This is a genomic window from Salsuginibacillus kocurii DSM 18087 (genome assembly GCF_000377705.1).
In the GTDB taxonomy this organism is placed as follows: Bacteria; Bacillota; Bacilli; order Bacillales; family Marinococcaceae; genus Salsuginibacillus; species Salsuginibacillus kocurii.
On sequence record NZ_KB898623.1, the window covers coordinates 594,010 to 618,376 of the forward strand.

At 43.2% G+C, this 24,367-nt stretch carries 22 protein-coding genes and 1 riboswitch; of the genes, 3 read left to right on the plus strand and 19 right to left on the minus strand.

Annotated elements, in window-relative coordinates; all coding sequences use genetic code 11:
• The 8 genes from D469_RS0102950 to D469_RS0102985 all read right to left on the minus strand — a co-directional run bounded on the left by D469_RS0102950 (nt 1) and on the right by D469_RS0102985 (nt 10,029).
• A complete protein-coding gene (locus D469_RS0102950; RefSeq protein WP_018921874.1) occupies nt 1–669 on the minus strand; it encodes a methionine ABC transporter permease in 669 nt (222 codons plus the stop codon).
• A complete protein-coding gene (locus D469_RS0102955) occupies nt 669–1,679 on the minus strand; it encodes a methionine ABC transporter ATP-binding protein (RefSeq protein WP_018921875.1) in 1,011 nt (336 codons plus the stop codon). Before D469_RS0102955 ends, D469_RS0102950 begins: the two co-directional genes overlap by 1 nt.
• A gap of 270 nt (nt 1,680–1,949) precedes the next feature.
• A riboswitch (SAM riboswitch) is annotated at nt 1,950–2,061 on the minus strand.
• 86 nt (nt 2,062–2,147) lie between these two features.
• The gene (locus D469_RS0102960; RefSeq protein ID WP_018921876.1) at nt 2,148–3,389 is read right to left on the minus strand and encodes an MFS transporter; all 1,242 of its coding nucleotides are present in this window, start codon (nt 3,387–3,389) and stop codon (nt 2,148–2,150) included.
• Nucleotides 3,390–3,575: 186 nt separating this feature from the next.
• Nucleotides 3,576–3,959, minus strand: coding sequence for a glycine cleavage system protein GcvH (gene gcvH, locus D469_RS0102965; protein ID WP_018921877.1), 384 nt, complete (start codon nt 3,957–3,959; stop codon nt 3,576–3,578).
• 40 nt (nt 3,960–3,999) lie between these two features.
• The gene (locus D469_RS0102970) at nt 4,000–4,359 is read right to left on the minus strand and encodes an arsenate reductase family protein (RefSeq protein ID WP_018921878.1); all 360 of its coding nucleotides are present in this window, start codon (nt 4,357–4,359) and stop codon (nt 4,000–4,002) included.
• Between the two features lie 243 nt (nt 4,360–4,602).
• Nucleotides 4,603–6,387: an acyl-CoA dehydrogenase family protein gene (locus D469_RS0102975; RefSeq protein WP_018921879.1), complete on the minus strand. Its 1,785-nt coding sequence runs from the start codon at nt 6,385–6,387 to the stop codon at nt 4,603–4,605.
• A gap of 40 nt (nt 6,388–6,427) precedes the next feature.
• On the minus strand, nt 6,428–7,609 hold the full coding sequence (locus tag D469_RS0102980; protein ID WP_018921880.1) for an acetyl-CoA C-acetyltransferase: 1,182 nt from the start codon (nt 7,607–7,609) through the stop codon (nt 6,428–6,430).
• A gap of 32 nt (nt 7,610–7,641) precedes the next feature.
• Entirely contained in the window at nt 7,642–10,029 is a 2,388-nt protein-coding gene (locus tag D469_RS0102985) for a 3-hydroxyacyl-CoA dehydrogenase/enoyl-CoA hydratase family protein (RefSeq protein WP_018921881.1), read from the minus strand.
• 213 nt (nt 10,030–10,242) lie between these two features.
• Between D469_RS0102985 and D469_RS19460 the strand changes: the two genes are divergently transcribed.
• Nucleotides 10,243–10,500: a hypothetical protein gene (locus tag D469_RS19460; protein WP_018921882.1), complete on the plus strand. Its 258-nt coding sequence runs from the start codon at nt 10,243–10,245 to the stop codon at nt 10,498–10,500.
• Between the two features lie 12 nt (nt 10,501–10,512).
• Nucleotides 10,513–10,845 carry a spore coat protein gene (locus D469_RS0102995; RefSeq protein WP_018921883.1) on the plus strand — a complete coding sequence of 111 codons (333 nt, stop codon included), beginning with the start codon at nt 10,513–10,515 and terminating at the stop codon, nt 10,843–10,845.
• A 55-nt stretch (nt 10,846–10,900) separates the two neighbouring features.
• Here D469_RS0102995 and D469_RS0103000 read toward each other — a convergent pair whose 3' ends face one another.
• Complete coding sequence (locus D469_RS0103000; protein ID WP_018921884.1) at nt 10,901–11,170, minus strand: YusU family protein; 270 nt, start codon at nt 11,168–11,170, stop codon at nt 10,901–10,903.
• 382 nt (nt 11,171–11,552) lie between these two features.
• On the minus strand, nt 11,553–11,759 hold the full coding sequence (locus D469_RS0103005; protein ID WP_018921885.1) for a hypothetical protein: 207 nt from the start codon (nt 11,757–11,759) through the stop codon (nt 11,553–11,555).
• A 678-nt stretch (nt 11,760–12,437) separates the two neighbouring features.
• On the opposite strand from D469_RS0103005, the gene D469_RS0103010 reads away from it, so the two are divergent.
• The gene (locus tag D469_RS0103010) at nt 12,438–13,577 is read left to right on the plus strand and encodes a cysteine desulfurase family protein (protein WP_018921886.1); all 1,140 of its coding nucleotides are present in this window, start codon (nt 12,438–12,440) and stop codon (nt 13,575–13,577) included.
• A 467-nt stretch (nt 13,578–14,044) separates the two neighbouring features.
• Here D469_RS0103010 and D469_RS0103015 read toward each other — a convergent pair whose 3' ends face one another.
• The 9 genes from D469_RS0103015 to D469_RS0103060 all read right to left on the minus strand — a co-directional run bounded on the left by D469_RS0103015 (nt 14,045) and on the right by D469_RS0103060 (nt 24,351).
• A complete protein-coding gene (locus D469_RS0103015) occupies nt 14,045–15,007 on the minus strand; it encodes a type I phosphomannose isomerase catalytic subunit (RefSeq protein ID WP_018921887.1) in 963 nt (320 codons plus the stop codon).
• A gap of 563 nt (nt 15,008–15,570) precedes the next feature.
• Nucleotides 15,571–15,741 (minus strand): hypothetical protein, encoded by a 171-nt coding sequence (locus tag D469_RS21930; RefSeq protein WP_018921888.1) that lies wholly within the window; start codon nt 15,739–15,741, stop codon nt 15,571–15,573.
• Between the two features lie 268 nt (nt 15,742–16,009).
• Entirely contained in the window at nt 16,010–16,522 is a 513-nt protein-coding gene (locus D469_RS22740; RefSeq protein ID WP_083910700.1) for an Rpn family recombination-promoting nuclease/putative transposase, read from the minus strand.
• An 818-nt stretch (nt 16,523–17,340) separates the two neighbouring features.
• Nucleotides 17,341–18,747: a sucrose-specific PTS transporter subunit IIBC gene (locus D469_RS0103035; protein WP_018921891.1), complete on the minus strand. Its 1,407-nt coding sequence runs from the start codon at nt 18,745–18,747 to the stop codon at nt 17,341–17,343.
• A gap of 181 nt (nt 18,748–18,928) precedes the next feature.
• On the minus strand, nt 18,929–19,921 hold the full coding sequence (locus D469_RS0103040) for a LacI family DNA-binding transcriptional regulator (RefSeq protein ID WP_018921892.1): 993 nt from the start codon (nt 19,919–19,921) through the stop codon (nt 18,929–18,931).
• 275 nt (nt 19,922–20,196) lie between these two features.
• The gene (locus D469_RS0103045) at nt 20,197–20,739 is read right to left on the minus strand and encodes a Rossmann-fold NAD(P)-binding domain-containing protein (RefSeq protein WP_026286073.1); all 543 of its coding nucleotides are present in this window, start codon (nt 20,737–20,739) and stop codon (nt 20,197–20,199) included.
• Nucleotides 20,740–21,111: 372 nt separating this feature from the next.
• A complete protein-coding gene (bcp, locus tag D469_RS0103050) occupies nt 21,112–21,582 on the minus strand; it encodes a thioredoxin-dependent thiol peroxidase (RefSeq protein ID WP_018921894.1) in 471 nt (156 codons plus the stop codon).
• Between the two features lie 150 nt (nt 21,583–21,732).
• Nucleotides 21,733–22,737 carry an NAD-dependent epimerase gene (locus D469_RS0103055; protein ID WP_018921895.1) on the minus strand — a complete coding sequence of 335 codons (1,005 nt, stop codon included), beginning with the start codon at nt 22,735–22,737 and terminating at the stop codon, nt 21,733–21,735.
• Nucleotides 22,738–23,298: 561 nt separating this feature from the next.
• The gene (locus D469_RS0103060; RefSeq protein ID WP_018921896.1) at nt 23,299–24,351 is read right to left on the minus strand and encodes a glucose-1-phosphate thymidylyltransferase; all 1,053 of its coding nucleotides are present in this window, start codon (nt 24,349–24,351) and stop codon (nt 23,299–23,301) included.
• Between the last annotated feature and the right edge of the window lie 16 nt (nt 24,352–24,367).

A 24,367-nucleotide genomic window follows, 5' to 3' on the forward strand; every position in this document is an offset into this window, starting at 1 on the left:
TTAACGTTTATCAAATTTATAAGTCAACCTGTCGCCCATCCACTGTAAAACAAAAACAATCAATAAAATAATAACCGTTGCTGTTACGGTAATATCTAAATTATTGCGTTGAAAGCCATCTCTGTAAGCAAGGTCGCCTAGTCCGCCTGCACCAATCACTCCAGCCATAGCTGTATAACTAACTAGCGCAATAGAAGTTACAGTAATGCCCGATAACAAAGCAGGCATAGATTCTGGCAAAAGCACCTTTAAAATAATGTCTCGATGCCTTGCTCCCATCGATTGAGCAGCTTCAATCACTCCACTATCCACTTCTCTTAGCCCAATTTCAACTAATCTTGCATAAAACGGGGCTGCTCCAACGATTAAAGCTGGGAGGGCAGCGGACGGCCCCAAGATCGTACCAACAATAATACCGGTCAACGGAATCAGCAGAATGATTAATATAATAAAAGGAATGGAGCGAGTAATATTCACATAAGCTGCGATTATGGAATGGACCCCTTTGTTTTCCCACAAATGCCCTTTTGAGGTTAAAAACAAAAGAAGACCGAGCAAAATACCAAAAAGAAACGTCAAGACGCCAGCAATAGCCGTCATGTAAATGGTTTCTAGTGTAGCCTCCCACATCGTTTCCCAGTTTACGTTCGGAAAGATTGTCTCTAGCATCAGGCCATCACCTCCGTAAACACGCCGCGTCCATTTAGAAAAGAAAGGCTATGACTCAGTTGGTCCTCATTTGCTCCCACAGCCACATATAACGTTCCGAAACTTCCTTCTGTGGTATGAGTCAGTTTCCCGTGTAAAATATTCACATCAACTTGCACTTCACGAATCCAATCTGAAACGACGGGTTCGCCAGCACGGGTACCGGTAAATGTCAATTTCATCACAGGGGCATTCGCAGATTCGATAACTTGCTGCACGGCTTCTTCATCCGGAGCAGCAATCTGTTTGACAAATTCCTTCGTCATTTCTTGTTCCGGCTGTTGAAACACCTGAAGGACATTGCCTTCCTCAACCACTCGACCCGCTTCCATCACCGCAACCCGGTGGCAGATCTTGCGAATTACGTGCATTTCATGAGTGATCATTACAATTGTAAGGCCTAGCTTTTGATTGATATCTACAAGCAGATCTAAGATCGAATCTGTCGTTTTCGGATCAAGAGCTGATGTAGCTTCATCACAAAGCAAGACCTTTGGCCGGTTAGCCAATGCCCTGGCGATGCCAACTCTTTGCTTTTGGCCGCCACTTAACTGTGAAGGATACGCCTGTTCTCTACCCGCTAACCCAACCAGCTGAATTAGTTCTTCAACTCGTTTCTTGCGTTCGCTTTTAGGGACCCCGGCAATTTCAAGCGGAAGCGCAATATTGCTGTAAACCGTGCGTGACCAAAGCAAGTTGAAATGTTGAAAAATCATACTAATTTCTTGCCGTGCCTCGCGCAGCGAGCTGTTATCCAGTGCTTGCATATCATACCCTGCCACTTCCACTGTGCCTGCCGTCGGAGCTTCAAGCAGATTCAATAAGCGGACGAGCGTACTTTTACCAGCACCGCTGTATCCAATCACTCCAAAAATCTCTCCTGCCTCGATATGCAAATCTACATCATCGACGGCTGTTACCTCTTGATTTGAAGTTTGAAAGATTTTCGATAGTTGTTTTAAACGAATCATGATGTTCACCGCCGTTCTGTATAAAAATAATCTAATTAGGCTCTTTTGCTTTCCTCAATTCTATCCATTGGGATAGACGATGAAATTAGAAAAGGGGCTGCCTTGCATAAAGAAGCTCCTTTATATAACTTGACTCTTGCAGAGAAGTGGTAAAGTTTACTATCCCTACCTATTAAGTATACTTTGGTGCGGAAAGAAAAACCTGGCGGGCCCCAAGCTTTAATGAAATGAAAAGCCTTCCTGGCAAAAGAGCAGAAAGGCAATTCCTTTCTCTCATCTTTCAAAGTCTTGTAGAAACTTTGCAGGAATTGGCACCATTTTAGTCAAACTAACGGTTGCCGGGTTTCATAGGGCCCAGTCCCTCCACCTCTCGTGATAAGAGCATATATATGATTGTAATCTTCTTTATTAGGACAGAGAAAATCATAGCACGCGCACTTCATCCTGTCAATTCAAATAGCCGCTAGATTAACTCCGTTTAATAAATACCAAATAAAAGTAAATTGAACCAATTAAATAGAGTACACAAGTCATGCTAAAAACAAGGGCCCAGCCCGTATATGCTCCGTACATGACCACGATTGTAGTCGACACCGGTCCCATCACTGCCCAGCCAAGCTGAAAGACCATCTGCCCTACTGAATTCGCAAGTCCTTTTATCGAATCATCTACTTTTCGCATCATAAGAGACATTTGGATGGGGTTTCCTGCATTCATTAGAGCCTGACGGAAAAGAAAACCAATAACAGCCAACCAGAGATTCTCTGTAAAAGCTGTCACTAAAAGAAAAGGAAGAGAACTTAATTGGAGAATAACGACAGCTTTTACTTCGCCAACCTTCCCCACCACTGCTGGCCCGAGCATAAAAGCTACTGCCGTCATAGCCTGGCCAGCAGCTAGAATTATGCCTACAGCAGAATAGGTGATGTCAAATCGATCGGTAAAATACAGGTTTAAATATGGAATAACAAGCCCTGAGCCAAACCCAATTAAAAGCTGGGCAACAGCAAATAAGCCGATTAACTTCAAACCTGAACGATGAGTAGTAAGTAGTTTTTTCCAACCGCTCACGCCTGCTTTTTCTTGTTTCACTTTTCGTTCTTCTTTAATACGCAGGACTGGAAAGAGGGCAGAAAAACTTAATGCAGCCCCTATAAGCAGTGTAACTCGAATGCTTTCCAACGAAGAAAAAGCAAACGTCCACTGGAAAACGTCACTAAACGTACCTCCGAGCGCATTACCAATCACGTTGGCGACCATGTTCAAGGCAAAATTAAAGCTGAACAAATGAACACGCTGAGCTTCTGTAGAATTTTCAGCAAGCAGAGGAATGGCAGCCACTTGAATAGCAGCCATACCTATCCCCGTCAAAAAAGCCATCGATAAAAGCGCGTTTTCCGGGACAAATAAAGAACGGGCAAAGAGGCTTACAGCTAAACATAAAGCACCGCTAATAATAATTTTCTTACGGCCAATGCGATCACTTAATAGCCCGGCTGGTAGTAAAGCCAGGGCTGTTGCGGTTGCTTGCATCGCTATGACCCGTCCATTCACATCATCGGTATAACCAAGCTCACGCACGTAATAATTATAGATAACAAGAAAAACGCCCATTCCAATGTTTGAAAGAAGCGAAGCAAACAGGAAGAGTCTAACGTTCTTGTTGTATGTTTTAAATTGAGATTTCCATTCAGCAGCAATTCGAACCATGGCATGTATCCCTTTCACTTGCCAGCAATTTTTTCGACACCCTAAATATCATAATCAAAAAGTGAGGATTTGGAAAGGGAAAATATGCTTGGCTTAAGCTACTTTTTGCCAGTGAAAGGTTCCTATACATCAAAAAAGCGAATGCCTCCCCTTTGAGCAGGGGGGACATTCGCTTTATGTAATGCCTTAGTCTTCGCTTACCATTTCTTTATACTCTTCAGCAGACATTAACTCATCGAATTCACTCTTATCGGATGGTTCAACTACAATCATCCACGCTTTTTCATACGGTGATTCATTGACGAATTCCGGACTGTCTTCTAAGTCTTCATTGATCTCTACTACTTTTCCAGTTACTGGAGCATAGAGTTCAGATACTGTTTTTACAGATTCTACACTGCCGAATGGTTCATCTGCTTCGACTTCATCGCCTTCTTCCGGCAATTCAACGAATACGATATCACCAAGTTCGGATTGAGCAAAGTCAGTAATCCCGATCCGGACTTTTCCGTCTTCCTCTTTCACCCATTCATGTTCTTCTGAGTACTTTAATTCCTTTGGTAAATTCATGTGGGGCACCCCTTCGTTTTCAAAATTGATGATGTTTAAGTTACTGCTTCCATCGTTCCTCGAATTCTTGTTCTTTAAACCCAATCGTAACATTTGTGCCGTCTGTTACAATGGGTCGTTTAATTAACATACCGTCTGAAGCTAACCAATCTAACAATTCTTCTTCACTAGCGTCTTTAACTTGATCTTTTAAGCCGAGTTCGCGGTACTTTTTACCGCTCGTATTGAAGAATTTGCGAAGCTCCAGACCGCTATTCTTATGTAGCTTTTCTAGCTCCGCTTTGCTTGGAGGTTCTTCAACGATATGTTTCTCATTATAGCTGATATTATGGTCATCTAGCCACCGTTTTGCCTTTTTGCATGTACCGCACTGGGGGTATGCATAAACTGTCAATGCCATTCTTATCCCTCCTTTCCTGCTTTCTTATGTTCTAGTATAACGAATACGCGCGCTTTATTCATTACTTGGCGCTCACTTATAAATGCTGAGTAATAACGCTTTATTGTTAAACGGACAAAAAGCCCTGGTAGTCCCAGAGCTTTTTGCCATACTTCAAAGAGAGGAGAATCCCTTCCAAAAGAAGGAGTGTATATTAGTTTTGAGATCAATAATGACCTCAAATTTGCTAACGCTAATGAATTGTTATACCAAGTAACGTTCCGCTTCTAATACTCGTTCGGCAATGTCACGTTTAAGCTGCACGACATTGGTCGGCGTATGGCGCGTTAATTTGCGTAGAATGGAGAGCATTGTTCGTAAGTTGTCTCCTGCTTCCATATGAACGAGGGATTCTTTTGCATGAGCTTCTATCCGATTAATCGCCTCTTGGCAAACAACTTGAGTATAAAGATGTTTAAGCGCTTCTTTATCAGCACCGTTTTTATTGATCGCTTTTTCAGTTCGTAAAATTGAGGATTCCATATTGTAAATATCACTTACAATATCAGCTACATTCATCAATAATTCTTGTTCCTTATCTAGCGCCTCTCCGTATTTCTGCGCACCGTTTCCGGCAATCATAAGAAAGACTTTTTTTGCGTTTTTAAGCAAGTATTTTTCTTGCTCAAGCAGCTCATCCCCAATTTCCTCTGGCATCATCATCATCAGTTCTTCCTGCAGCCCTTGAGCCTTTTCTAGGAAAGGAAGTTCCCCTTTCATTGCTTTTCTCATGATCGTGCCAGGGACAAGCATACGGTTAATTTCATTTGTGCCTTCAAAAATACGGTTGATGCGAGAATCACGATAAATGCGTTCGACTTCGTATTCGGCCATAAATCCGTAGCCACCATGAATCTGCACCGCTTCGTCTGCTACAAAATCAAGTGTTTCCGATCCGTATACTTTATTTAAAGAGCATTCGACTGCATATTCAGCGATCGCTTTCGCTACTTTGCTGCCGTCTTCTTGCTCAGCTTCGCTTAGTTGGCCAAGCTTTTCTTCAAACAAACCTCCTGTACGGTAAATTGTACTTTCAAGCGCGTACGTTTCCGCAGCCATAGAGCCTAATTTTTCTTGAATGGCGGTGAATTGAGCAATCGGAGTTTTAAACTGCTTACGTTCATTAGCATAAGCAGCTGCCAATTCAATGCCTCGCTTGCTGGCGCCGACTGCTCCTACTCCAAGTTTATACCGGCCCACATTTAAAATATTAAATGCAATGACATGGCCGCGTCCGATTTCGCCCAACACATTTTCTTTCGGTACTTTTACTTCTTCTAAAAGCAGGGTACGAGTAGAGGAACCTTTGATCCCCATTTTTTTCTCTTCAGGCCCGGTTGAGACGCCTTCGGTATCAGCGTCTATGATAAAGGCCGTGAAATGTTCGCCATCAATTTTGGCATAAACGATAAAGACATCAGCAAAGGCAGAGTTTGTAATCCATTGCTTTTCCCCGTTTAAGATATAGTGCGTACCCTCATCATTGAGCACAGCCTTTGTCTTAGCACCGAGTGCATCCGAACCGGAACTCGGTTCTGTTAAGGCATAGGCTGCGATTTTTGCCCCGTTTGAAAGGTCTGGCAAATATTGTTTTTTTTGCTCTTCATTTCCGAAGAAGATAATTGGTAGTGAGCCGATTCCAACATGAGCACCGTGGCTCAAGGAAAACGAACCAGCTCGCGAAAACTTTTCTGTTATTAACGTAGAGCTGATTTTATCAAGCCCAAGTCCAGCATACTTTTCCGGTACATCCGCGCCAAGAAGCCCGAGTTCTCCAGCCTGTTCTAGCAAGCGCCGAGATATGTCAAACTGGTGACTTTCGAGCTTTTCGACTTCCGGGACCACTTCATTGATAACAAAATCTTCTGTCGTTTTTGCAATCATTTCGTGTTCTTCCGTAAAATCTTCTGGTGTAAATACTTGCTCCGCTGTGACTTCATCAATAAGAAAGCCTGCTCCTTTGACACCAGCTTCTAATGCCTCGCTCATGTTCATTCCTCCCATTATAGGTATGCTAAAGGTTTAATTTTTAGTTAACTAATTCAAAGACTCCTGCAGCACCCATGCCTCCGCCGATGCACATCGTAACCACTCCAAACTGTTCACCGCGGCGTTTCATCTCATAGGCCAGGCTAAGCGTCAATTTCGTTCCGGTACATCCTAGTGGATGCCCAAGTGCAATGGCCCCACCATTTACGTTTACTTTATCGTGATCTAGTTCTAATTCACGTATTACTTGCACAGACTGAGAAGCAAATGCTTCATTCAATTCAAACAATCCAATATCTGAAAGCTCCAGACCTGCCATTTTCACTGCTTTTGGTATAGCTTCAACTGGCCCAACTCCCATGATTTCAGGACGTACACCCGCCACAGCAAATGAGTGAAACTTAAGCAGCGGCTGCAACCCTTCTGCTTTTGCCTGTTCCCGTTCCATGACAAGTACAGCAGCAGCACCATCACTCATCTGGGAAGAGTTACCTGCAGTTACACTACCCTTTGGATGAAAGGCAGGTCGCAGATTAGCAAGAGTTTCAACCGTTGTGCCTTCACGGACGCCTTCATCAGTCGTAAAGGTCACGTCTTTTTCAATCAGCTTGTTATCATCGCCCACCGAACGCTGCGTTACGTCTACGGGGACGATTTCTTCCGCAAACTTTCCTTCTTTAATGGCGCTTGCGGCACGTTTATGACTTTCTGCTGCAAAAGCGTCCTGGTCTTCCCTGCTCACTCCAAATTCATTTGCTACTTGTTCTGCCGTATAACCCATGCCCATATAATATTCCGGCGCTTCATCAACGAGCGTCGGGTTGGGAGCAATAACATGGCCGCCCATCGGAATCATGCTCATTGATTCCACCCCGCCTGCAATAATTGAATTAGCATGGCCAAGCATGATTTTCTCTGCTCCATATGCAATGCTTTGCAAGCCGGAAGAGCAGTAACGGTTAATCGTAATGGCAGGAACGCCATGTGGAAGTCCTCCTAGAGCAGCTATACTCCGCGCCACATTCATGCCCTGCTCAGCTTCCGGCATCGCACATCCTATAATGACATCTTCTACTTGAGCAGGATCATATTCTCCAGCTCGTTTTAACGTTTCTTTTATCGTTAGAGCCGCGTAATCTTCAGGGCGCACCCCCGCTAATGTTCCTTTTTTTGCTTTTCCAACCGGTGTTCTCGCACCCGCTACAATAACTGCTTCCTTCAAGAGCTTTCCCTCCATTCATTTATTCTCGTTTGCTAGTTGCGTAATGGTTTACCTTTCGACAACATGTGCTGCATGCGCTGCTGCGATTTTGGTTCAGCAACGAGACTCAGGAAAGCCTCTCTCTCTAAATCAAGCAAGTAATCTTCATCGACAAGTGTCCCTTTTGGGACCCGTCCACCAGCAAGTACAAAAGCTAATTTATCTGCAATTTTCATGTCATGCTCACTTACTTGCCCGCCAAATTGTAAGGTCTTAGCTCCCAATTTCATTGCAGCGTACCCTGTCTCTCCAACTACCGGGACTTTTTTGCGAATAGGTGCTCTATATCCTTTCTCAAACAAATCAATGACTTTACGTTTTGCGGCATATAAAATATGGTCGCCGTTCGCAATAATGGCATCTCGTTCATTCATGAAGCCATTTTTTGCAGATTCCGCTGCTGACGTGCCGACTTTTGCCATAGCAATCGTTTCAAACACTTGATTAGAGATAGCTTGCAAATCAATGGAAGCCCCTTCTGGAAGCCCTTCAAGTTGCTTCATGTAAAGCTCCTTATTTCCACCTCCGCCAGGAATCAGGCCAACCCCCGCTTCGACAAGTCCCATGTACGTTTCAGAAGAAGCCTGCATACTTGCAGATGGCAGGCAAATCTCTGCCCCACCACCGAGCGCCATCGCAAAAGGTGCTGTAACTACCGGTTTATCCGAGTAGTGAATATTCATCATCGCTTGCTGAAATTGACGGACCACCATGTCTACTTCCATGTAGTTATCATCTTGAGCTTCCATTAAAATCATCATTAAATTAGCGCCAACACAGAAGTTTTTGCCTTGGTTGCCTATAACTAAGCCTTTATAATTTTTATTCACTTCTTCAAGTGACTTGTTAATCATTTGAATAACATCAAGCCCGATCGAGTTATTAGGAGAATTAAATTCAAGCCCAGCCACTTCATCTCCTAAGTCGATCAAGGAAGCACCCGCATTTTTCATAATGACCCGGTTTTCGTTTTTCAAGCTTTTTAGATGAATGACTTTTTCATTTGTTTCGATTTCATGATAAGCGCCCTGGTGATAAAAACGATGAGTTCCTTCGTAAAACGAGGTATACCCTTCCTCCACCATCGTTTCCACCCATTCTGGAATCTTATCGCCTTCTGTTTTCATTTTTTCGGTCGTTTTTTCAAAGCCGAGCGCATCCCATATTTCAAATGGGCCTAGCTCCCATCCAAATCCCCACTTCATTGCCTCATCAATGGAGACGATGTCATTAGCGATCTCCTGAGCTTTTTCAGCTGAGTAAAGCAAGGTAGATTTAATAATATTCCACACAAACTGAGCGCCTTCATCTTTCCCAAAGCAGATGGTTTGCAGTTTTTCAGGCAGCTTCTTAGCTTGCTTTGCCTGTTCCACTGCAGGTGTTTTTAGCTTTTGACTTGGTTGATATTCCATAGTTTCATAGTTCAGTTCTAAAATCTCGCTGCCTTTTTCACCTTTTTGTTTTAAGAAAAAGCCCTGCCCTGACTTACTTCCTAACCAACCACGTTCAGCCATATCGTTCATAAAAGCTGGCGGGTCGAATACTTCCTTTTCCTCACCATCCACCTGATCATAGACATTTTTTGCGACATGAAGAAACGTATCAAGGCCAACTACGTCAAGGGTACGGAAGGTAGCACTTTTGGGCCGCCCAATTAGTGGTCCAGTTACTGAATCAACTTGACCAATTGACAGACCTGCCTTCATCATTTCTCTGACAGTGACAAGAAGACCATACGTTCCAATTCGGTTACCAATAAAGTTGGGCGTGTCTTTGGCCTCTACTACACCTTTCCCAAGTGTTTCTTCACCGAATTTCTTCATAAAAGCCAAAATCTCAGGATTAGTATCTTTTGTCGGTATAACTTCTAACAACTTCAAGTATCGAGGTGGATTAAAGAAATGGGTGCCGAGAAAATGAGAGCGGAACTCCTCAGAACGTCCTTCAGCCATTGCTTCTATGGAAATGCCGGAAGTGTTTGAACTGACAATGGCACCTTCTTTACGGTAATTGTCTACCTCCCCTAAGACTTTTTGCTTTATATCCAGCCTTTCAACTACAACTTCAATGACCCAGTCCACTTCCCTGAGCTTTTCCATATCGTCTTCCATATTCCCAGGGATTATAAGGCCTGCATTCTCTTTCACAGTGAGTGGAGCAGGTTTTTGTTTGTGAAGCTTCTTAACCGCTTCTTTGCTTAAACGGTTCCGAACTGGTTTATCTTTTAGTGTTAGACCTTTCTTTTCTTCCTCTTTTGTTAGTTCAGACGGTACGATATCTAATAAGTATACTGGAATGCCGAGATTGGCTAAATGAGCAGCAATACCAGCCCCCATCACGCCAGATCCTAGTACTGCCACTTTATTTATGCTAGCAGTCATCGTCTTCCCCCTTTTATCCTTGAATGAATACTCATTCATATAGTGGCAAAAAAATATAGATTTGAAAACGCTTTATCTTTTTATATCTTAAAATATTCAGAAAGAATTAGCAAGTATAAAGTAGATAAAATTTTTATTGGAGCTTGTTTTTTCTCATAAATGCAAAGCGTTCAGCTCAAACTATAGCTGTAACCAAAAAGAGGAGGGATGGTAATGGATATGCAAAGCCAGCCTGGTCAAGTAATGACCCAGCCGCCAAATATCATAACAGTTAAAGACGAACTTTACATTACGGATATGATGGCGTGGAATTTAAACGCTGCCAAAAAAGCTCATTTTTTTGCTGGCCAGTGTAATGACCAAGAAATATCACAAGCACTTCACAAAACTGCCGCTATGCATGAACAGCATTATAACAAACTTTTAAATCATTTAGACCGCCAAGCTACGGCAGCCAATCGCATGAATTAAGGAGGGGAAAAAATGACGCAACAAAAAATTAGCAACCCTAAAACGGAAGTACCTGAAACGCCTGCCATGAACGACCGTGACTTTATTAATGATATGATCAGCACGGAAAAGTATCTCTCATCTTCTTACAGTATAGCAATGAATGAAGCGAGCCATGATGCACTTTACCGTGATATTAATCAAATAGGTAATGAAACACAGGACTGTCAACGTTCCCTTTTTAATATCATGTTCAAAAAGGGATGGTACAGTTTTGAAGCTGCTTCGCCGGATGCCTTGCAACAAGAAGCTCAGCAGTTCCAAGGGTACACTTCTCAATTGCCTCATAACGGCGGGCCTCATTAAAATAAAAGCTTGCATGTACGGCACTGACCAAAAAGGAAGGAGGAGACGCCAACAATTAGGAGTCTCCTTCCTTTTTTTCGTTTTGCTTTTGTTTTTCTTCTGCATTTAAAGCTTGAATATGCTGAATGACCTCCTTAATACCTTCTTTTCCTGCTGGGTATGTTTCATTCCAGTGACGAGCGAGGGGAGGCATTTGTTTAGATATATGCGTATAAACGATCCAAGCTTTAACTTCTTCTTTACGCTCAGGAGTCGCTTCGCCAAGCAAGAGCTCCGTATACTTTTCCAGCAAACCGTCCAGCTGTTCTTGCAATTGGTTGTCCAATCTACATCCTCCTTCAACTGCTGCTAATAATGATTACTTTCTACTTCCTTACAAATGTTTATGAGAACCCTATAAGTAAGCTCATGATTCTTACTTATATCTGTATCATTTATCATACCTGAAGCCAGCGTCGTTTGAAATGGGTTAGCAAGACTTGCTTGGAAAAGCTTTTTTCTGCCGGCCACCTAGCATGTCTCGGTTGTATACAAAGAATCTTGTATAAGGAAGACGCAGTTACTAGTAAAGCCAAGCCTACCGATAGGCTGAGCCTTAGTTGCACGTATAACGTTTCCTTCAACTATTTATACATTCTTACGGTGCAAAATTACATAAAAGACTGTTTCACATTCGTAGTGAAACAGTCTTATTATAGTGAACTATTCTATTGGACGGTTTTTCTTTCTTCAGCTGTCTCCTCGGCGTGTTGATTGAGCAGAAGTCCATACAGAAAAGAAAAGACCATACCCGAAAATGCGATGATCTGCAAAGCTGATTGGGCAGCGCTTCCCGTTGACAAGCTTCCTACAAAGAATAATGAAGCAAACGCCAGCAAGGATATAAAAATCCAAAGCATCCCTTGATCTTTCATCTTTTCAACCTCCTTCTCTTTTCTATGCTATGCTAATGACCAATAGACATGATGAATAACTTCTGTCTTACGTTCTGTTCGACCGATTGCGAATATACAGTCAATACCCTGCGCTTACTTAAATAAAACCTCTGTCTAAATTGATGATTTTAATGTTTTTCAGAAAGAAGTCTCCCTCTTCAAGCGTATGAAGGGCGAAGCCTAACGCTAAGGGGCAACCTATGCCTTTGAGCCAAAGGGTATATGCTTGTTCCTGTGGTTACATGGGTGACGGAGATAATACAGCTCTGAATATCAAGAAAGAAGGACTCCACATGTCAGCGATGTCTTAGGGGAGATCAACTCTTGGAACAAGAGGGTTAGCTTGGTATATTTCGTCAGCTATCGAAAGTGGCGACAACCCAAGAGTGTGGTAAATGGTGGGTAGTTCACTTATCATAGCAATATGTTTTTTTAATTGCAATAATTTTTATAAAATTCATTGCAAAATTTTTCCAACATTTTACCCTATATTATGCAGTTGCGAACACTAACATAATAGAGGAAGATCACATGGTGACCGTTTTCCCTAAGCATTCTTTAAAAACACTTTACGAACAAGCAATGATGTTGTTTTACACGTAACCTTGCGATATCGTATAAAGAAGAACGATTTTGATTTTATGATAGGAGAAATACATGGTGAAACAAATCTATCTTGATTATAATGCAAGCACCCCTGTATCACCGGAAGTAAAGCGCAGCATGATTCCTTTTTTTGACGAAGGTTATGGAAATCCTTCTGCCACGCATTTTGCAGGAACGGTGGGAAAAGAAGCTCTTGAAAACGCGCGCAAACAAGTAGCTTCTCTTCTCAACGCCTCCAGCGAAGAAATTATTTTTGTAAGTGGAGGAAGCGAAGCCAACAATCATGTATTGAAAGGTAGCGTCCATCACGCAGAAACGACGACTCCACATATTATTACTACTGTAATCGAACACCCTGCGATCCTTGAACCTTGTCGTTTTTTAGAGAAACAAGGAGTAAACGTTACATACCTCGGGGTTAATGAAGAAGGAATGGTCGCACCAGAAGCAGTGGAAGCAGCTATTACTAAAGATACAGTGTTAATTAGCGTTATGCATGCAAATAATGAAACAGGAGCCATCCAGCCCATTGAGAAGATTAGTGAAATTGCCAAAAAAGCTAATATTCCTTTTCACACAGATGCTTCGCAATCCACAGGGAAAATTCCTACCAATGTAGATGAACTTGGGGTGGATTTCTTAACCGTAGCTGGCCATAAACTTTATGCCCCTAATGGGGTGGGGGCATTATATATGCGAAAAGGTACAGAAATGGAACCGCTCTTACATGGAGCAGGACATGAACTTGGCAGACGTGCTGGCACTGAAAATGTCATATTTGCAGTTGGCCTGGGGAAAGCATGCGAAATGGCCAAAAGTGTACAGCCTGAGGAAAGCAAGAGGCTTGAAACGTTGCGCGATCAGTTCATGGACGAGCTCGAAGTTGCTTTTGAAGGCCAGCTGTCACACAATAGCCCACAAGAAAATGTTCTTCCTAACACGTTAAACATAAACATTCATGGGTTTGTTGGTGAAGAACTACTTACCGGCACCCCACAATTAGCAGCTTCTACTGGCTCTGCCTGCCATGCAGGTGATGTTGCGCTCTCCCCTGTATTAAAAGCTATGGGAGTCTCTGAAGAAAGAGGAAAAGGTGCTCTTCGCTTAAGCATCGGCCGCTATACCACGAAAGCTGAGATCACTGAAGCTGTTCGTCTTTTAAAGCAAACAGCTGACCGAATAAGTATGTAAACAATTATAAAAGAGAAACTTACTGATAGTCTAAAAGGGAAAACGGCACTCAAGTTGAGAGGAGCGTAAAGGGGCTGTCCCATAAGTCCGTTTTCGGAAAACACAACTGGAATATACTCCCTTTCACCACAGGCACAAGTGCGACATCGACTTCATCTTCACTATTTGATGTCGCCGTGTCTTCTTTGCTATGGGCAATGCTTCATCCTCCTTTAGAGCTACATCCGCTCATTACGGAGTTTTCAACAGCTCGTTTTCGAAGCTGCTGAAAAACTGCTTATCGTTTAAGAAACGGTTTATCTTTATACTATGACCTGTATAAGGAGGTTAACGGCGCTTAAGCAATCTCGCTTTCCGTGGAGAAGTCGGAAACCAGCATAGTTGTCTTCATATAATTGAACCTTTTGAGACGGCCTCTTTTGGGCTCCCTTTCTTATAGGATGGCAAGTGCCTTCTGTTTCGTGTTTTTAAGCAGGGTGGCTCATCAACCAGGTAAACGAGCCTTCTAATTCGTATTGCTCCATCGCTTCTTTTGTTATGATCAGGTTGTCCCCTGCTTGCACTTCTAACTGCTCAGCATTGGTTGTTACTGTGCCGCTCCCTTCGATAATACTAAGTAACAGAAAAGAAGCTTGCACTGGTTGTTTTAACGAGCTGCGCGTCTCCCCTTTATACACATAGAAAACGTCGGAAGCAAGAAGGCGCTCCACTTCCCCATTTTCCCCGTTCCAGATTGGTTCATGTTCCGTCGGTTCTGTTGCTGCAGGGATCGTTGTCACTTCAAGCGACCGACCAATGTGCAGTTCTCGCTTATTTCCCTCCTGGTCGGTACGGTCATAATCATACACTCGGTATGTCGTATCAGAACTTTGTTGCGTTTCTAAAATAAGAATACCTTTTCCAATCGCATGAATCGTACCGCTCGGAATAAATATAAAATCTCCGGCTTCGACAGGTTGTTTTTTTAAGAGCTCTGACCATTTTTCTTGTTCCACCATTTCGGCAAATTCTTCTTTAGTATGGGCATAATGGCCAATAATAAGTTCTGCTCCCGGCTCCGCCTCACAAACATACCAGCATTCAGTTTTTCCGTATGCTTCTCCTTTTTCAAGCCGCTTGGCCTGTTCATCATTTGGGTGAACCTGCACGGATAGATCATCTGCGGCATCCAGCCATTTCACCAGCAAAGGGAAACTTTCACTCTGTTCGTAATCAAAAAGAGCGCGTTCTTTCTCCCAAACGTCACGCAGAGACCTGCCCTGTAAATCACCATTTTCTACAATGGATTCACCATTTGGATGAGCTGAAATTCCCCAGCATTCTCCTGTTTGCTTAGAAGGAATGTCAAAACCAAACCGTTTCTTCAGCTTACTTCCACCCCAAATTCTTTCTTTAAACACAGGCTGCAATTTCAATAAGTGCTGTGACATAAAAAGACCTCCTCTACTGCATATCATTCTTGGTAATCCTGTTCTGATTTTATACACAGGAATAAATAAAGCTTACCATGAGCTCGTCTCTATCTACACCTAGAATTTTTTATGAACTAGCGGAAAGTAAGTGGTCACTGCTTACAAGTGCAGCCTCTCCCTTTTAACAGTGACACCTTCGGCTTGCATAGTGGCGGGCTCCAGGTGCGCCACCTTGCGCAGTGAGGGGGACGGAGAGTGCGTAGTGATGAGGCGGAAGTGCGGATTGAAGCTTATTCGAGTGCGGCGTCATAATGCTTGAGTGCCGCGTGAGAAAAGGGAAGTTGCGAGATCGGTGTAGCCTCGATACATTATGTGAGAAATTCGTAAACCTTCTTGAGGAAATCAAAAGATTCGATGCGGGTAAAACTGGCGAGCCAGTTTTTACATTCTGGTGAAGAGGAGTTAGAGAGAAAAGACAAAATTAAAAGAGATTGCCACCAAGGGAATCTCTTTTAGCTTAGAAGGTGTTTTATTTTCACATAACCCGTGCGTTGCACCTTTCAACTCTTTCTGCCAGTGCGTTAGTCTTCCAAAGCTTGCAGCACGGTTTCTACTTCTTCCCACGTATCTGCTTTAAATAAGCGGGATTGAATCTTTTCTAACGTGTCTACTTCTTCGCACGCTTGAATACCAGACACTGCTTTTTCCGTCACTTCCTCCGGGAAACGGGCTTGCAAAAAGCTAATCAGCATGGCTGTTTTTCTTCACGTTTTCCTTTTTCTCTCCTTCTCTTCTGCCTTCTTCTTTGCCTTCGATTTTCCACTATCGGGTGCGGTACGTTTCGATCTTTATGACGTGAGTTTCCTCCTTTTTTGGGAGTTTTTGAATTTCATGCTGCAGGGTTGCTTTCTTCCTCTGCGTTTAACGTCAGGTACGATTCAAACAGATTGGCGAGAAAGTCGGCGCGGGCCGGATCGATTTTGAGGCGGGCGATCATGCGTAAACATTCGAGTTTCACTTCTACCTTTTCTTTTTCATTTTACCCCATTTGTGAGAGCAATGCGGCAGCGGCCGGATTATCTTTTTTAATAAACTCCCGCCAGTTGTGGTTGGCGAGTTCGAGTTTGAAAAAGTGAAAGGAAGGACGTGGAAAAATGGGAAGGTGACTTGAAGGGAATCCGGTTCGCTGCGGGTGGAGCGGTGGCTGAAGATGGTGATCGGCAAGATGCGGCGCTGATATTTTTCGTAGATGCGGCTGAAATAGTGAAACATGCGCTGATGGAAGTTGGCTTCCGGCGCGGACTGCGCTTCCACGTAGACGATAATGAGCCCGTCTTCGCCTTTGATTTTCGTTTCGACGAGCAGGTCGACGACGCGTTTGTCCTGGTTCACGATGTCGGTGAAAATTTCTTGTTCCAGGAACGTGAGGTGGGTCGTGTCGATATGTTCGAGGGCGGCGGGGAAAAACGCATCGAGAAATTCAGTGAAATAGGTGGTGAGGAGTTGTTTGAAGAGTTGTTGGTCATGCGGAATGGTATCGTGCGGAGAATGTGACGTAGGGGTCGACCTCCTTCAGGGGATAAGTGCCATAGGGAACGCGCGGTTATTCGTAGTATAGCGGAATTTGGCAGAAGGGGCGAGGAAGATGATTTTAAAGAAAACGTGGCAAAGCCAAGCCTACGGCGCAGGCCGAGCCTTAGTTGCCCTTGTACCGTTCCCTTCAACTATTTATACATTCTTACGGTGTGAAAAAACTGGCGCGGCCAGTTTTACCATGATGAGGGGTAGAGAATTTTGCATAGGAGATTGCGACATTGCGTGATGAGGATGGTAGGGTGCGCAGTCATGCATTCCTCTTGCGCAGTGACGGGGACGGAGTGCGGCGTCACACGAACCGAATGTGGCGTCGCCCAACCCGAGTGTGGCGTCACGCAAACCGAGTGCCGCGTCTCGCGAACCGAGTGTGGCGTCGCCCAACCCGAGTGTGGCGTCTCGCGAACCGAGTGCCGCGTCTCGCGAACCGAGTGTGGTGTTACTGCATTCCAGTGCGGTGTCACCGCCAATGAGTGCGGCTTCGCGCATTCCCCCTCCTGTATTTGCGATATGGCAGCGGCGCAAACGAGATCAGCCCGTTTTTACATGAGGACTAGAAAAGGAGCTGCCCTTTTGGGACAACCCCTTTCACGTGTTCCTGATATTGCTCTTTTCAGGTGCTCCCCTTGCTCTCTTTCCTCGGCAAGAGAGCAGATGGATAAAAAATCCATAACTCTGTTAATTAAGTGGCTATATAACGACCGAAGAACCTGTCGAAAGGATTGCCACGCTAATGAAGTTTTGTCGTTTTATTGCTATCACGTTTCATCAATTTCCTCTTTCATTTTATCAGAATAACCAAACATCCACGTCAGCGTAAATGCTACAGCAGCTGCAAGCAGATTCGCGGCAATATAAAGAATGAATTGTTCATTTAAATACAGTAGTGAACCTGGGATCACAGTAATGGCCATTCCTGTCGCTTCCAAACTTATAATCGAAGCAAAGAAACCACCAACACCACCGCCAATGAGTCCCATTAAAAATGGCTTCATGTAGCGCAAGTTTACACCGAAGATAGCTGGTTCTGTAATGCCTAAAAAGGCAGAAAGAGATGAAGGAAGTGCAAGTGCTTTTAACTTCTTCGCACGTGTCTTCAAACCAACGGCAAGCGCTGCTGCCCCCTGAGCTGCAATCGCACAAGACATGATAGCATTAAACGGATTACTTCCATATGATTCCAGCAACTGAATCTCCAAGAAGTTAAAGATGTGATGAACACCGGTAATAACAATAATCTGGTGGAAAAAACCAATCAATAGACCAGCGAGACCAAATGGTAAATCAAGCACCCAAACCGTACCTGACATAATAATATCTTCAATTCCACTTAAGATTGGGCCAAGCGCAAACAGCAACACAGTGATCATGATAAGCAATGTTAAAAATGGCGTTACGATCAAATCAAGTGCTTCTGGCACTCGTTTTCTAATCCATTTTTCCAGTTTTGCCCCGAGCAGACCGGCAATAAAGGCTGGCAGTACCGACCCTTGGTATCCTTCAATTGGGATAAAACCGATCATAAGCGGCTCTGCTGCTCCTTCAGCCACTGCCCATGCATTAGGAAGTTCCGGGTTTACAAGCATTAACCCCAGTACAATCCCTATAATAGGGCTTCCTCCAAATACTCTAAACGCTGACCAAGCAACCAGTGCAGGCAAAAAGGCAAAGGCTGTATCGGTCAAAACTTCTGTCAGTACAATAAAGTTTTGTGGTATGTCTGCTTCGGTTAGTCCGAAAAGAGCAAGGACTTGTTCCTGCAGGATTAAACCTCGTAACCCCATGAATAAACCGGTTGCAACTAAGACCGGAATAATTGGAACGAAGACGTCACCAAATGTGCGTATAGCGCGTTGGAATGCATTTTTGTTCGATTGGTCTGCTTTCTCGGATTGCTCTGATTTTGAAGACTCTGTCACCCCGAATTTCGAGAATTCTTCATAAATACGGTTCACTGTTCCCGTTCCAAAGATGACCTGGAATTGGCCGGAGTTGTAAAATGCCCCTTTAACTTTATCGACATTTTCCGCTCGCTCTTGATCAATTTTCTCTTTGTCATGGACCATGATACGGAGCCTTGTTGCACAATGTGCCACAGATGATATGTTTTCAACGCCGCCAACTGCTTCTAGCAGCTCTTTTGCAATTTTACGATTTTCAGACACCAGAATCTCCCCTTCCTAAGTTGTCAGAACTCCTTCGAAAAACGAATGCCCTGTTGGATAAGGTACATTTCCTTTTCTTAGTCTGTCCTTTGTTAAATGTTCCTATTTTCAGCGACTGAAATAAAATGTGGAATCGATTCCACACCAGTAAAAAAATAAAAACCTGTAATCGATTTCAGGACTATCCTAAACTATCCCGCGCTAAAAGTCCATAGGGCATGACAAATTTTTTATGAGAATTGTCGCCATTTGAAATATGATCCAACAATAGATTGGTAGCCTTCATTCCCGCTTCTTCGTTGGCATAATCGACAGTAGCAAGCGGCGGGGTGACATATTTCCCAATCTCAGAAGCTCCAATCCCAGCCAAAGCTACATCTTCTGGAATGCTCATGCCAGCTTGTTTAATATATTCCATCGCGCCGACTGCTAAACGGTCTGTGACGGCAAAGATAGCTGTAGGTGTAGTTGTTGATTCTTTAAACATTCTCCGAGTTGCCTCATATCCAGATTCTATATCAAAACTGGCTTCTTGCATCCAGCTTTTTTCTACTGGAAGGGCTGCTTCATTCATTTGAGCTTGATAACCGTTGCGACGTTTTCTGCCGACAGCTTCATCATGTGCAGAGACACCAATAAATCCAATTTTTGTGTGCCCTTTCGCCAAAAACCAGTCCACTACATCGCAGGCGGCATGGTAATCATCGTATAAAACCGTCGAAACACCAGGCAAATCCTGCCCTAACGCAACAAGAGGCGTTTCTAATTCAGAAAGCTCCTTTTGCAGATTTTCGCTCACGTTCGTAGCCAGGAAAATAATCCCCTCAACTTGCTTACTTTGTAACAACCGCAATTGGTCAATTTCTTTTTCGGGGGATAAGTCAGAGGTCGCTAACAAAATCTGGTACCCTTTGGCGGACAACACCTTATCAATACCATGTACGACCCGACTTGACGTCTCCGTGCTTAAACGAGGCATAACAACCCCTATCACCTGTGTTTTTTTCGTACGAAGTGATTTAGCATGTTCGCTCGGTACATAATTAGTTTTTTCAATCGCTTCGATGACTCGCTTTCTGGCAGCCGAACTTACATAACCAGAGTTATTTAACACCCGCGATACCGTAGCAGGCGATACATTTGCTAATTCTGCAATATCTTTTATGGTAGGCATCTTTTTACTCCTTTGACTTTCACAATCAGCTTTGTTTCTTCATGGTGTGGCGATCTTGATCTTCCAATTGTCAGATTCACAGCGGAGAAGGAGCGAGCAGCCCACATCTCCTGTACTAACTCGTTCCCGCTCAAGTTGGTACTGAGATGAATGAGAAAAGCCCTCCCTTCTTCCTATGAGCACCGCAACCTGTTCAATCGCAGCCACTTCTTCTTCCTTATACAAGAGGCAAGGCTTGTTAATTACGATGCCACAAACTTTGAAGGGTTCCTTGATTAAGGTCTACGTTCCCACGGTTCTACGACACCGATAGTTTTTCGTTGTTCCTTCTTCCGAATTGCTTCAATTACGCCTTTTGATATCTCTACATGCGTAAGCCAGCGCGAACGCTCTTGTTCAATCATAAAGCCTAGCTGGATGAGATGGTAGTCTACCGTTTCAGGTACAGGAGTGGTGGTTCGAAGAGCGGCTGCATCAGAGTGACTGCCAACAATATGAAAAAAAGAACCGTGAGAAGTAAGTGCCTCTTTACAAACAATATCAATTACGGCCTCTTCCGGCTGATGAACCCAGGCTATTACTTTTTCTGCTAGACCCAACTGGTGAGCCACAGCTGTTACTTTCTCCTGAAATTCCTTATGGTTACGGTAATTCACTACAATTGGATAAAGCAAATGAGCCAGTTCTTTCTCCTCAGCTATCGCTCGTATCTTTTCCTCTGACCTTCCCACTACCGAAACTTGATGACCTTGTTCAAGCAGCCAACGACTTGTGTTAGCAAGCATTCCACTTCCACCAATTACGAGTACATGTGCCAATCCCATTCACTCCTTCACCTATTTGTCGTTATTCTCCTTACCCTTTTGTATACTGCTGCAACCTGTTGAGCTATCAAGACCATGATTTCTATTGCAGCCAAGAATATGCATAAAATAAACCATTATTCTATTTTACCTTGTCAGATTTCACCTATGTATGCAAGCTGAATGTATTGCAGTTACGCCCTGACCACGCATCTATTTTTTATTTTTTTGCAAATAATTAGTGGAATGAGTGGTTGTAGCAAGAGCAAGCGAGGGAAAAGACCGGCGAAGAATTGATTGATTTTTAGGAGCAGCTCATAAGATAAGAGGCGATTGCTAAAAAAGATCCTGCACGCGCTAACTACGAATACAGGATCTGTTCTTCATTTAACTTAAATTCTCCTTAATGTATTCCAAGGCCTCCTCTACGTGGCCTTCTACCTTCACTTTGCGCCATTCATAATTAAGCTTTCCTTCTTTATCAATAATAAAAGTAGATCGAACTATGCCCATGTACTCTTTGCCAAAGTTTTTCTTTAACTGCCAGACGCCGTATGCTTCTGCCGCTTCGTGTTCTTCATCAGCCAGCAATAAAAATGGCAAGCCATGTTTGTCGATAAACTTCTCATGACGGTTTACCGGATCAGGACTGACGCCAAGAATGACCGTATCGAGGTTTTCGAACTCTTCATGACGGTCGCGAAAGTCACAAGCCTGCGTTGTACAGCCCGGCGTCATGTCTTTTGGATAGAAATAAAGCACGACATTCTTGCCGCGAAAATCCGATAAGCTAACGTTCTCGCCATTATTGGCCGGAAGGGTAAAATCTGGTGCTTGTTCGCCTTTTTCCACTGTCACGTCAAATCACCTCATAGTATAGTGTCTCTATTTGAGCATAGCGGTTTTTAATAAGAGGTGCAAGTAGCTTCCTTCGCTGTTTCGAGAAGAAAAAGAAGACACAAAAAAAGAGAAGAAATGCCACTTATATGACAGCATTCAACCTTCTCCTTATTCCACCTTGTAATACGCTTTATACCAATCGATAAATTTACTAACCCCGTCTTCAATGGAAGTTCTCGGTTTGTATCCCACCGCCTCGCTTAAATCTTCTATATCTGCATAGGTGGCAAGTACATCCCCGTCCTGTAAAGGCAGATATTCTTTCTCGGCTGAAATACCAAGCTTTTTTTCAATGGCCGTAATGAAATCCATAAGTTTAACAGGCGTGTTGTTTCCTATATTGTACAGTTTATATGGTGCATAACTGCTGCCCGGGTCTGGTTTCTCACCATTCCAATCAAGGTTTCCTTGGGGAGGATGATCGATCAGGCGTACAATGCCTTCCACAATGTCATCAATATAGGTGAAGTCTCTTTTCATCTTGCCATTATTATATACTTGAATAGGTTTCCCTTCTAATATGGCTTTTGTGAAGCGGAATAAGGCCATGTCTGGGCGTCCCCAAGGACCATAGACCGTAAAAAAACGAAGCCCAGTGCTTGGCAATCCGTAAAGATGGCTGTACGTGTGAGCCATCAGTTCATTTGCTTTTTTCGTAGCTGCATATAAGCTTACAGGATGGTCAACGTTATCACGGACCGAAAAAGGCATCTTCGTATTTGCCCCATAAACAGAGCTCGACGAAGCGTAAATAAGGTGTTCAATTTCATGCTGCTGGCAAGCCTCCAATATATTCATAAACCCTACAATATTAGAATTAATATAAGCATGTGGATTCTCTAAACTATAACGAACACCCGCCTGAGCCGCTAAATCAATAACGATGGAAGGGCGGTAGGTGGTAAATAATTCATTTATACGCTCTCCATCTTCTCGTTCTAGTTGCTCAAAGGTAAAACGGTTGTGCTGCAAAAAATGTAAACGATCTTTTTTTAATTTAACATTATAGTAATCATTAATATTATCGATACCAATAATAGTATGCCCCTCTTCAAGCAGGCGCTTAGCAACATGTGAACCAATAAAACCGGCAACTCCAGTTATAAGAATCATAGCCTCACCTCAAAATCTTTCTCATTACTAAGTTATTGCTTAATCTTCAGCGCTCTCTGCGTTCTGCTGTTCCAATTGTGCATACAAGAAGGAGTTCTCCTATCCCGTAAAGTTCGCAGCCAAGCCGGCCGCAATACGTACTTTCTTGGGGGCAACATTTTGCCTCCTTATGAGCTAAAACTGCTCACTGCGGGATTTTCAGCTGCCCGTTTTCAGGGCCGCTGAAAAACTGCTTCTCCTTTAAAAACAAGTTTACCTTTATACTATAACCTGTATGAGGCGTTGATGGTGCTTAGGCAATCTCACTTCCGTGGAGAAGTAGACAATCCTCTTTGTACGTTGCTCTACTGTTCTTGCCCTGACTTCCCTATCCACTGGAGTCTGACTTGCTCCGGTCTCATCAACTATTTCTCACTATAAGGAAAATGGTATAATGATGAATGTGAATAGCGGCGAATTAACTATTTCAATAGCCTCATTGCTTTTCCCGCAGGAGCCTCGCATATCCCGGTTGCTTGTTTGTTTTCACACTTTCAGTGAACACTTTTGGACAACCTCTTCTTATTTCTTTTTCCTTTTAGCAGCAGAGTTCGAAAAAATAATAGACGACTGATCCCCAATAATTCCTTGCATGGTATTAGCATTCATTTCTTTACTGATTATCTCTGTATTTTCCCCCACTATACTGTCCTTGATTTCATACGGAACACTAATCACACGTGCATTTTTTAATATAATGCTGTTTTGAACAAAGGAGTTTTTTATGGTCACATCAGATTCAACCGAGGTATATGGTCCGATAATTGAATTTTCAATGTGGCAATTGGTCCCGATTTTAACCGGAGGAATAATAATTGAATCTTGATATTTTCCGTTAAAGTCGTTATCCCATTGATCTCCTTTTTGCTTGAGTTTCCACCGGTTCGCATCCAACCAGCGCTCCATCGTCCCGACGTCAAAGGTTGGTTTATCTGTTTTTACGTAATTGACTGTGCAACCGTTATCGATCATCCATTGAATCACGTCGGTTATTTCATATTCCCCTCTTGCTGATGGAGAGATAGATTGAATGGCTGTAAAAATCGCCGGATCAAACATATACACTCCAATAACAGCTAAATTAGACTTGGGGGCTTGCGGTTTTTCTTGAACATTGATGATTCTTTCATTTTTTATTTCCGCTATACCATAATCCTGGGGCCGGTTCACTTCACTAAGCATTACAGCTCCATGAACACCATTTTTATTAAATTGATCTTTTAATAACGTTAGTGATTCATCTATTAAGTTGTCACCTAAAAGAACAACAAAAGGTTCTGAGCCGATAAAAGATTGTGCCTCCCCAATAGCATGCGAAATCCCTTTTTGTTCGTGCTGAAAAATATAATGAACGTGAATACCTTTTTTATAATTTATTTGTAAATACCTCTTAAAAATGTCCTCTTGTGACGGGTGAATAACGACCCCGACCTCACGTATCCCCAAATTGTATAATTGCTCAATTCCATAATTTATCACTGATTGATTGGCAACAGGCAATAGTGGTTTAGGTTTAGTGTAAGATAAAGGTCTTAATCTCGTTCCTTTTCCTGCAGCTAGAATTAAACCTTTCATTTTCTTCTTCCTTTCC

Bases quoted from the DNA above. Each gene is read 5' to 3' on its own strand.
- D469_RS0102995 (WP_018921883.1), top strand. From the start codon at position 10,513: ATGACGCAACAAAAAATTAGCAACCCTAAAACGGAAGTACCTGAAACG.
- D469_RS0102955 (WP_018921875.1), bottom strand. From the start codon at position 1,679: ATGATTCGTTTAAAACAACTATCGAAAATCTTTCAAACTTCAAATCAA.
- D469_RS0103005 (WP_018921885.1), bottom strand. From the start codon at position 11,759: ATGAAAGATCAAGGGATGCTTTGGATTTTTATATCCTTGCTGGCGTTT.
- D469_RS21930 (WP_018921888.1), bottom strand. From the start codon at position 15,741: ATGCTGATTAGCTTTTTGCAAGCCCGTTTCCCGGAGGAAGTGACGGAA.
- D469_RS0102970 (WP_018921878.1), bottom strand. From the start codon at position 4,359: ATGGCATTGACAGTTTATGCATACCCCCAGTGCGGTACATGCAAAAAG.
- D469_RS0103010 (WP_018921886.1), top strand. From the start codon at position 12,438: ATGGTGAAACAAATCTATCTTGATTATAATGCAAGCACCCCTGTATCA.
- D469_RS0103015 (WP_018921887.1), bottom strand. From the start codon at position 15,007: ATGTCACAGCACTTATTGAAATTGCAGCCTGTGTTTAAAGAAAGAATT.
- D469_RS0102985 (WP_018921881.1), bottom strand. From the start codon at position 10,029: ATGACTGCTAGCATAAATAAAGTGGCAGTACTAGGATCTGGCGTGATG.
- D469_RS0102960 (WP_018921876.1), bottom strand. From the start codon at position 3,389: ATGGTTCGAATTGCTGCTGAATGGAAATCTCAATTTAAAACATACAAC.
- D469_RS0103040 (WP_018921892.1), bottom strand. From the start codon at position 19,921: ATGCCTACCATAAAAGATATTGCAGAATTAGCAAATGTATCGCCTGCT.
- D469_RS0102975 (WP_018921879.1), bottom strand. From the start codon at position 6,387: ATGAGCGAGGCATTAGAAGCTGGTGTCAAAGGAGCAGGCTTTCTTATT.
- D469_RS0102950 (WP_018921874.1), bottom strand. From the start codon at position 669: ATGCTAGAGACAATCTTTCCGAACGTAAACTGGGAAACGATGTGGGAG.
- D469_RS0103060 (WP_018921896.1), bottom strand. From the start codon at position 24,351: ATGAAAGGTTTAATTCTAGCTGCAGGAAAAGGAACGAGATTAAGACCT.
- gcvH (WP_018921877.1), bottom strand. From the start codon at position 3,959: ATGAATTTACCAAAGGAATTAAAGTACTCAGAAGAACATGAATGGGTG.
- D469_RS0103055 (WP_018921895.1), bottom strand. From the start codon at position 22,737: ATGATTCTTATAACTGGAGTTGCCGGTTTTATTGGTTCACATGTTGCT.
- D469_RS19460 (WP_018921882.1), top strand. From the start codon at position 10,243: ATGGATATGCAAAGCCAGCCTGGTCAAGTAATGACCCAGCCGCCAAAT.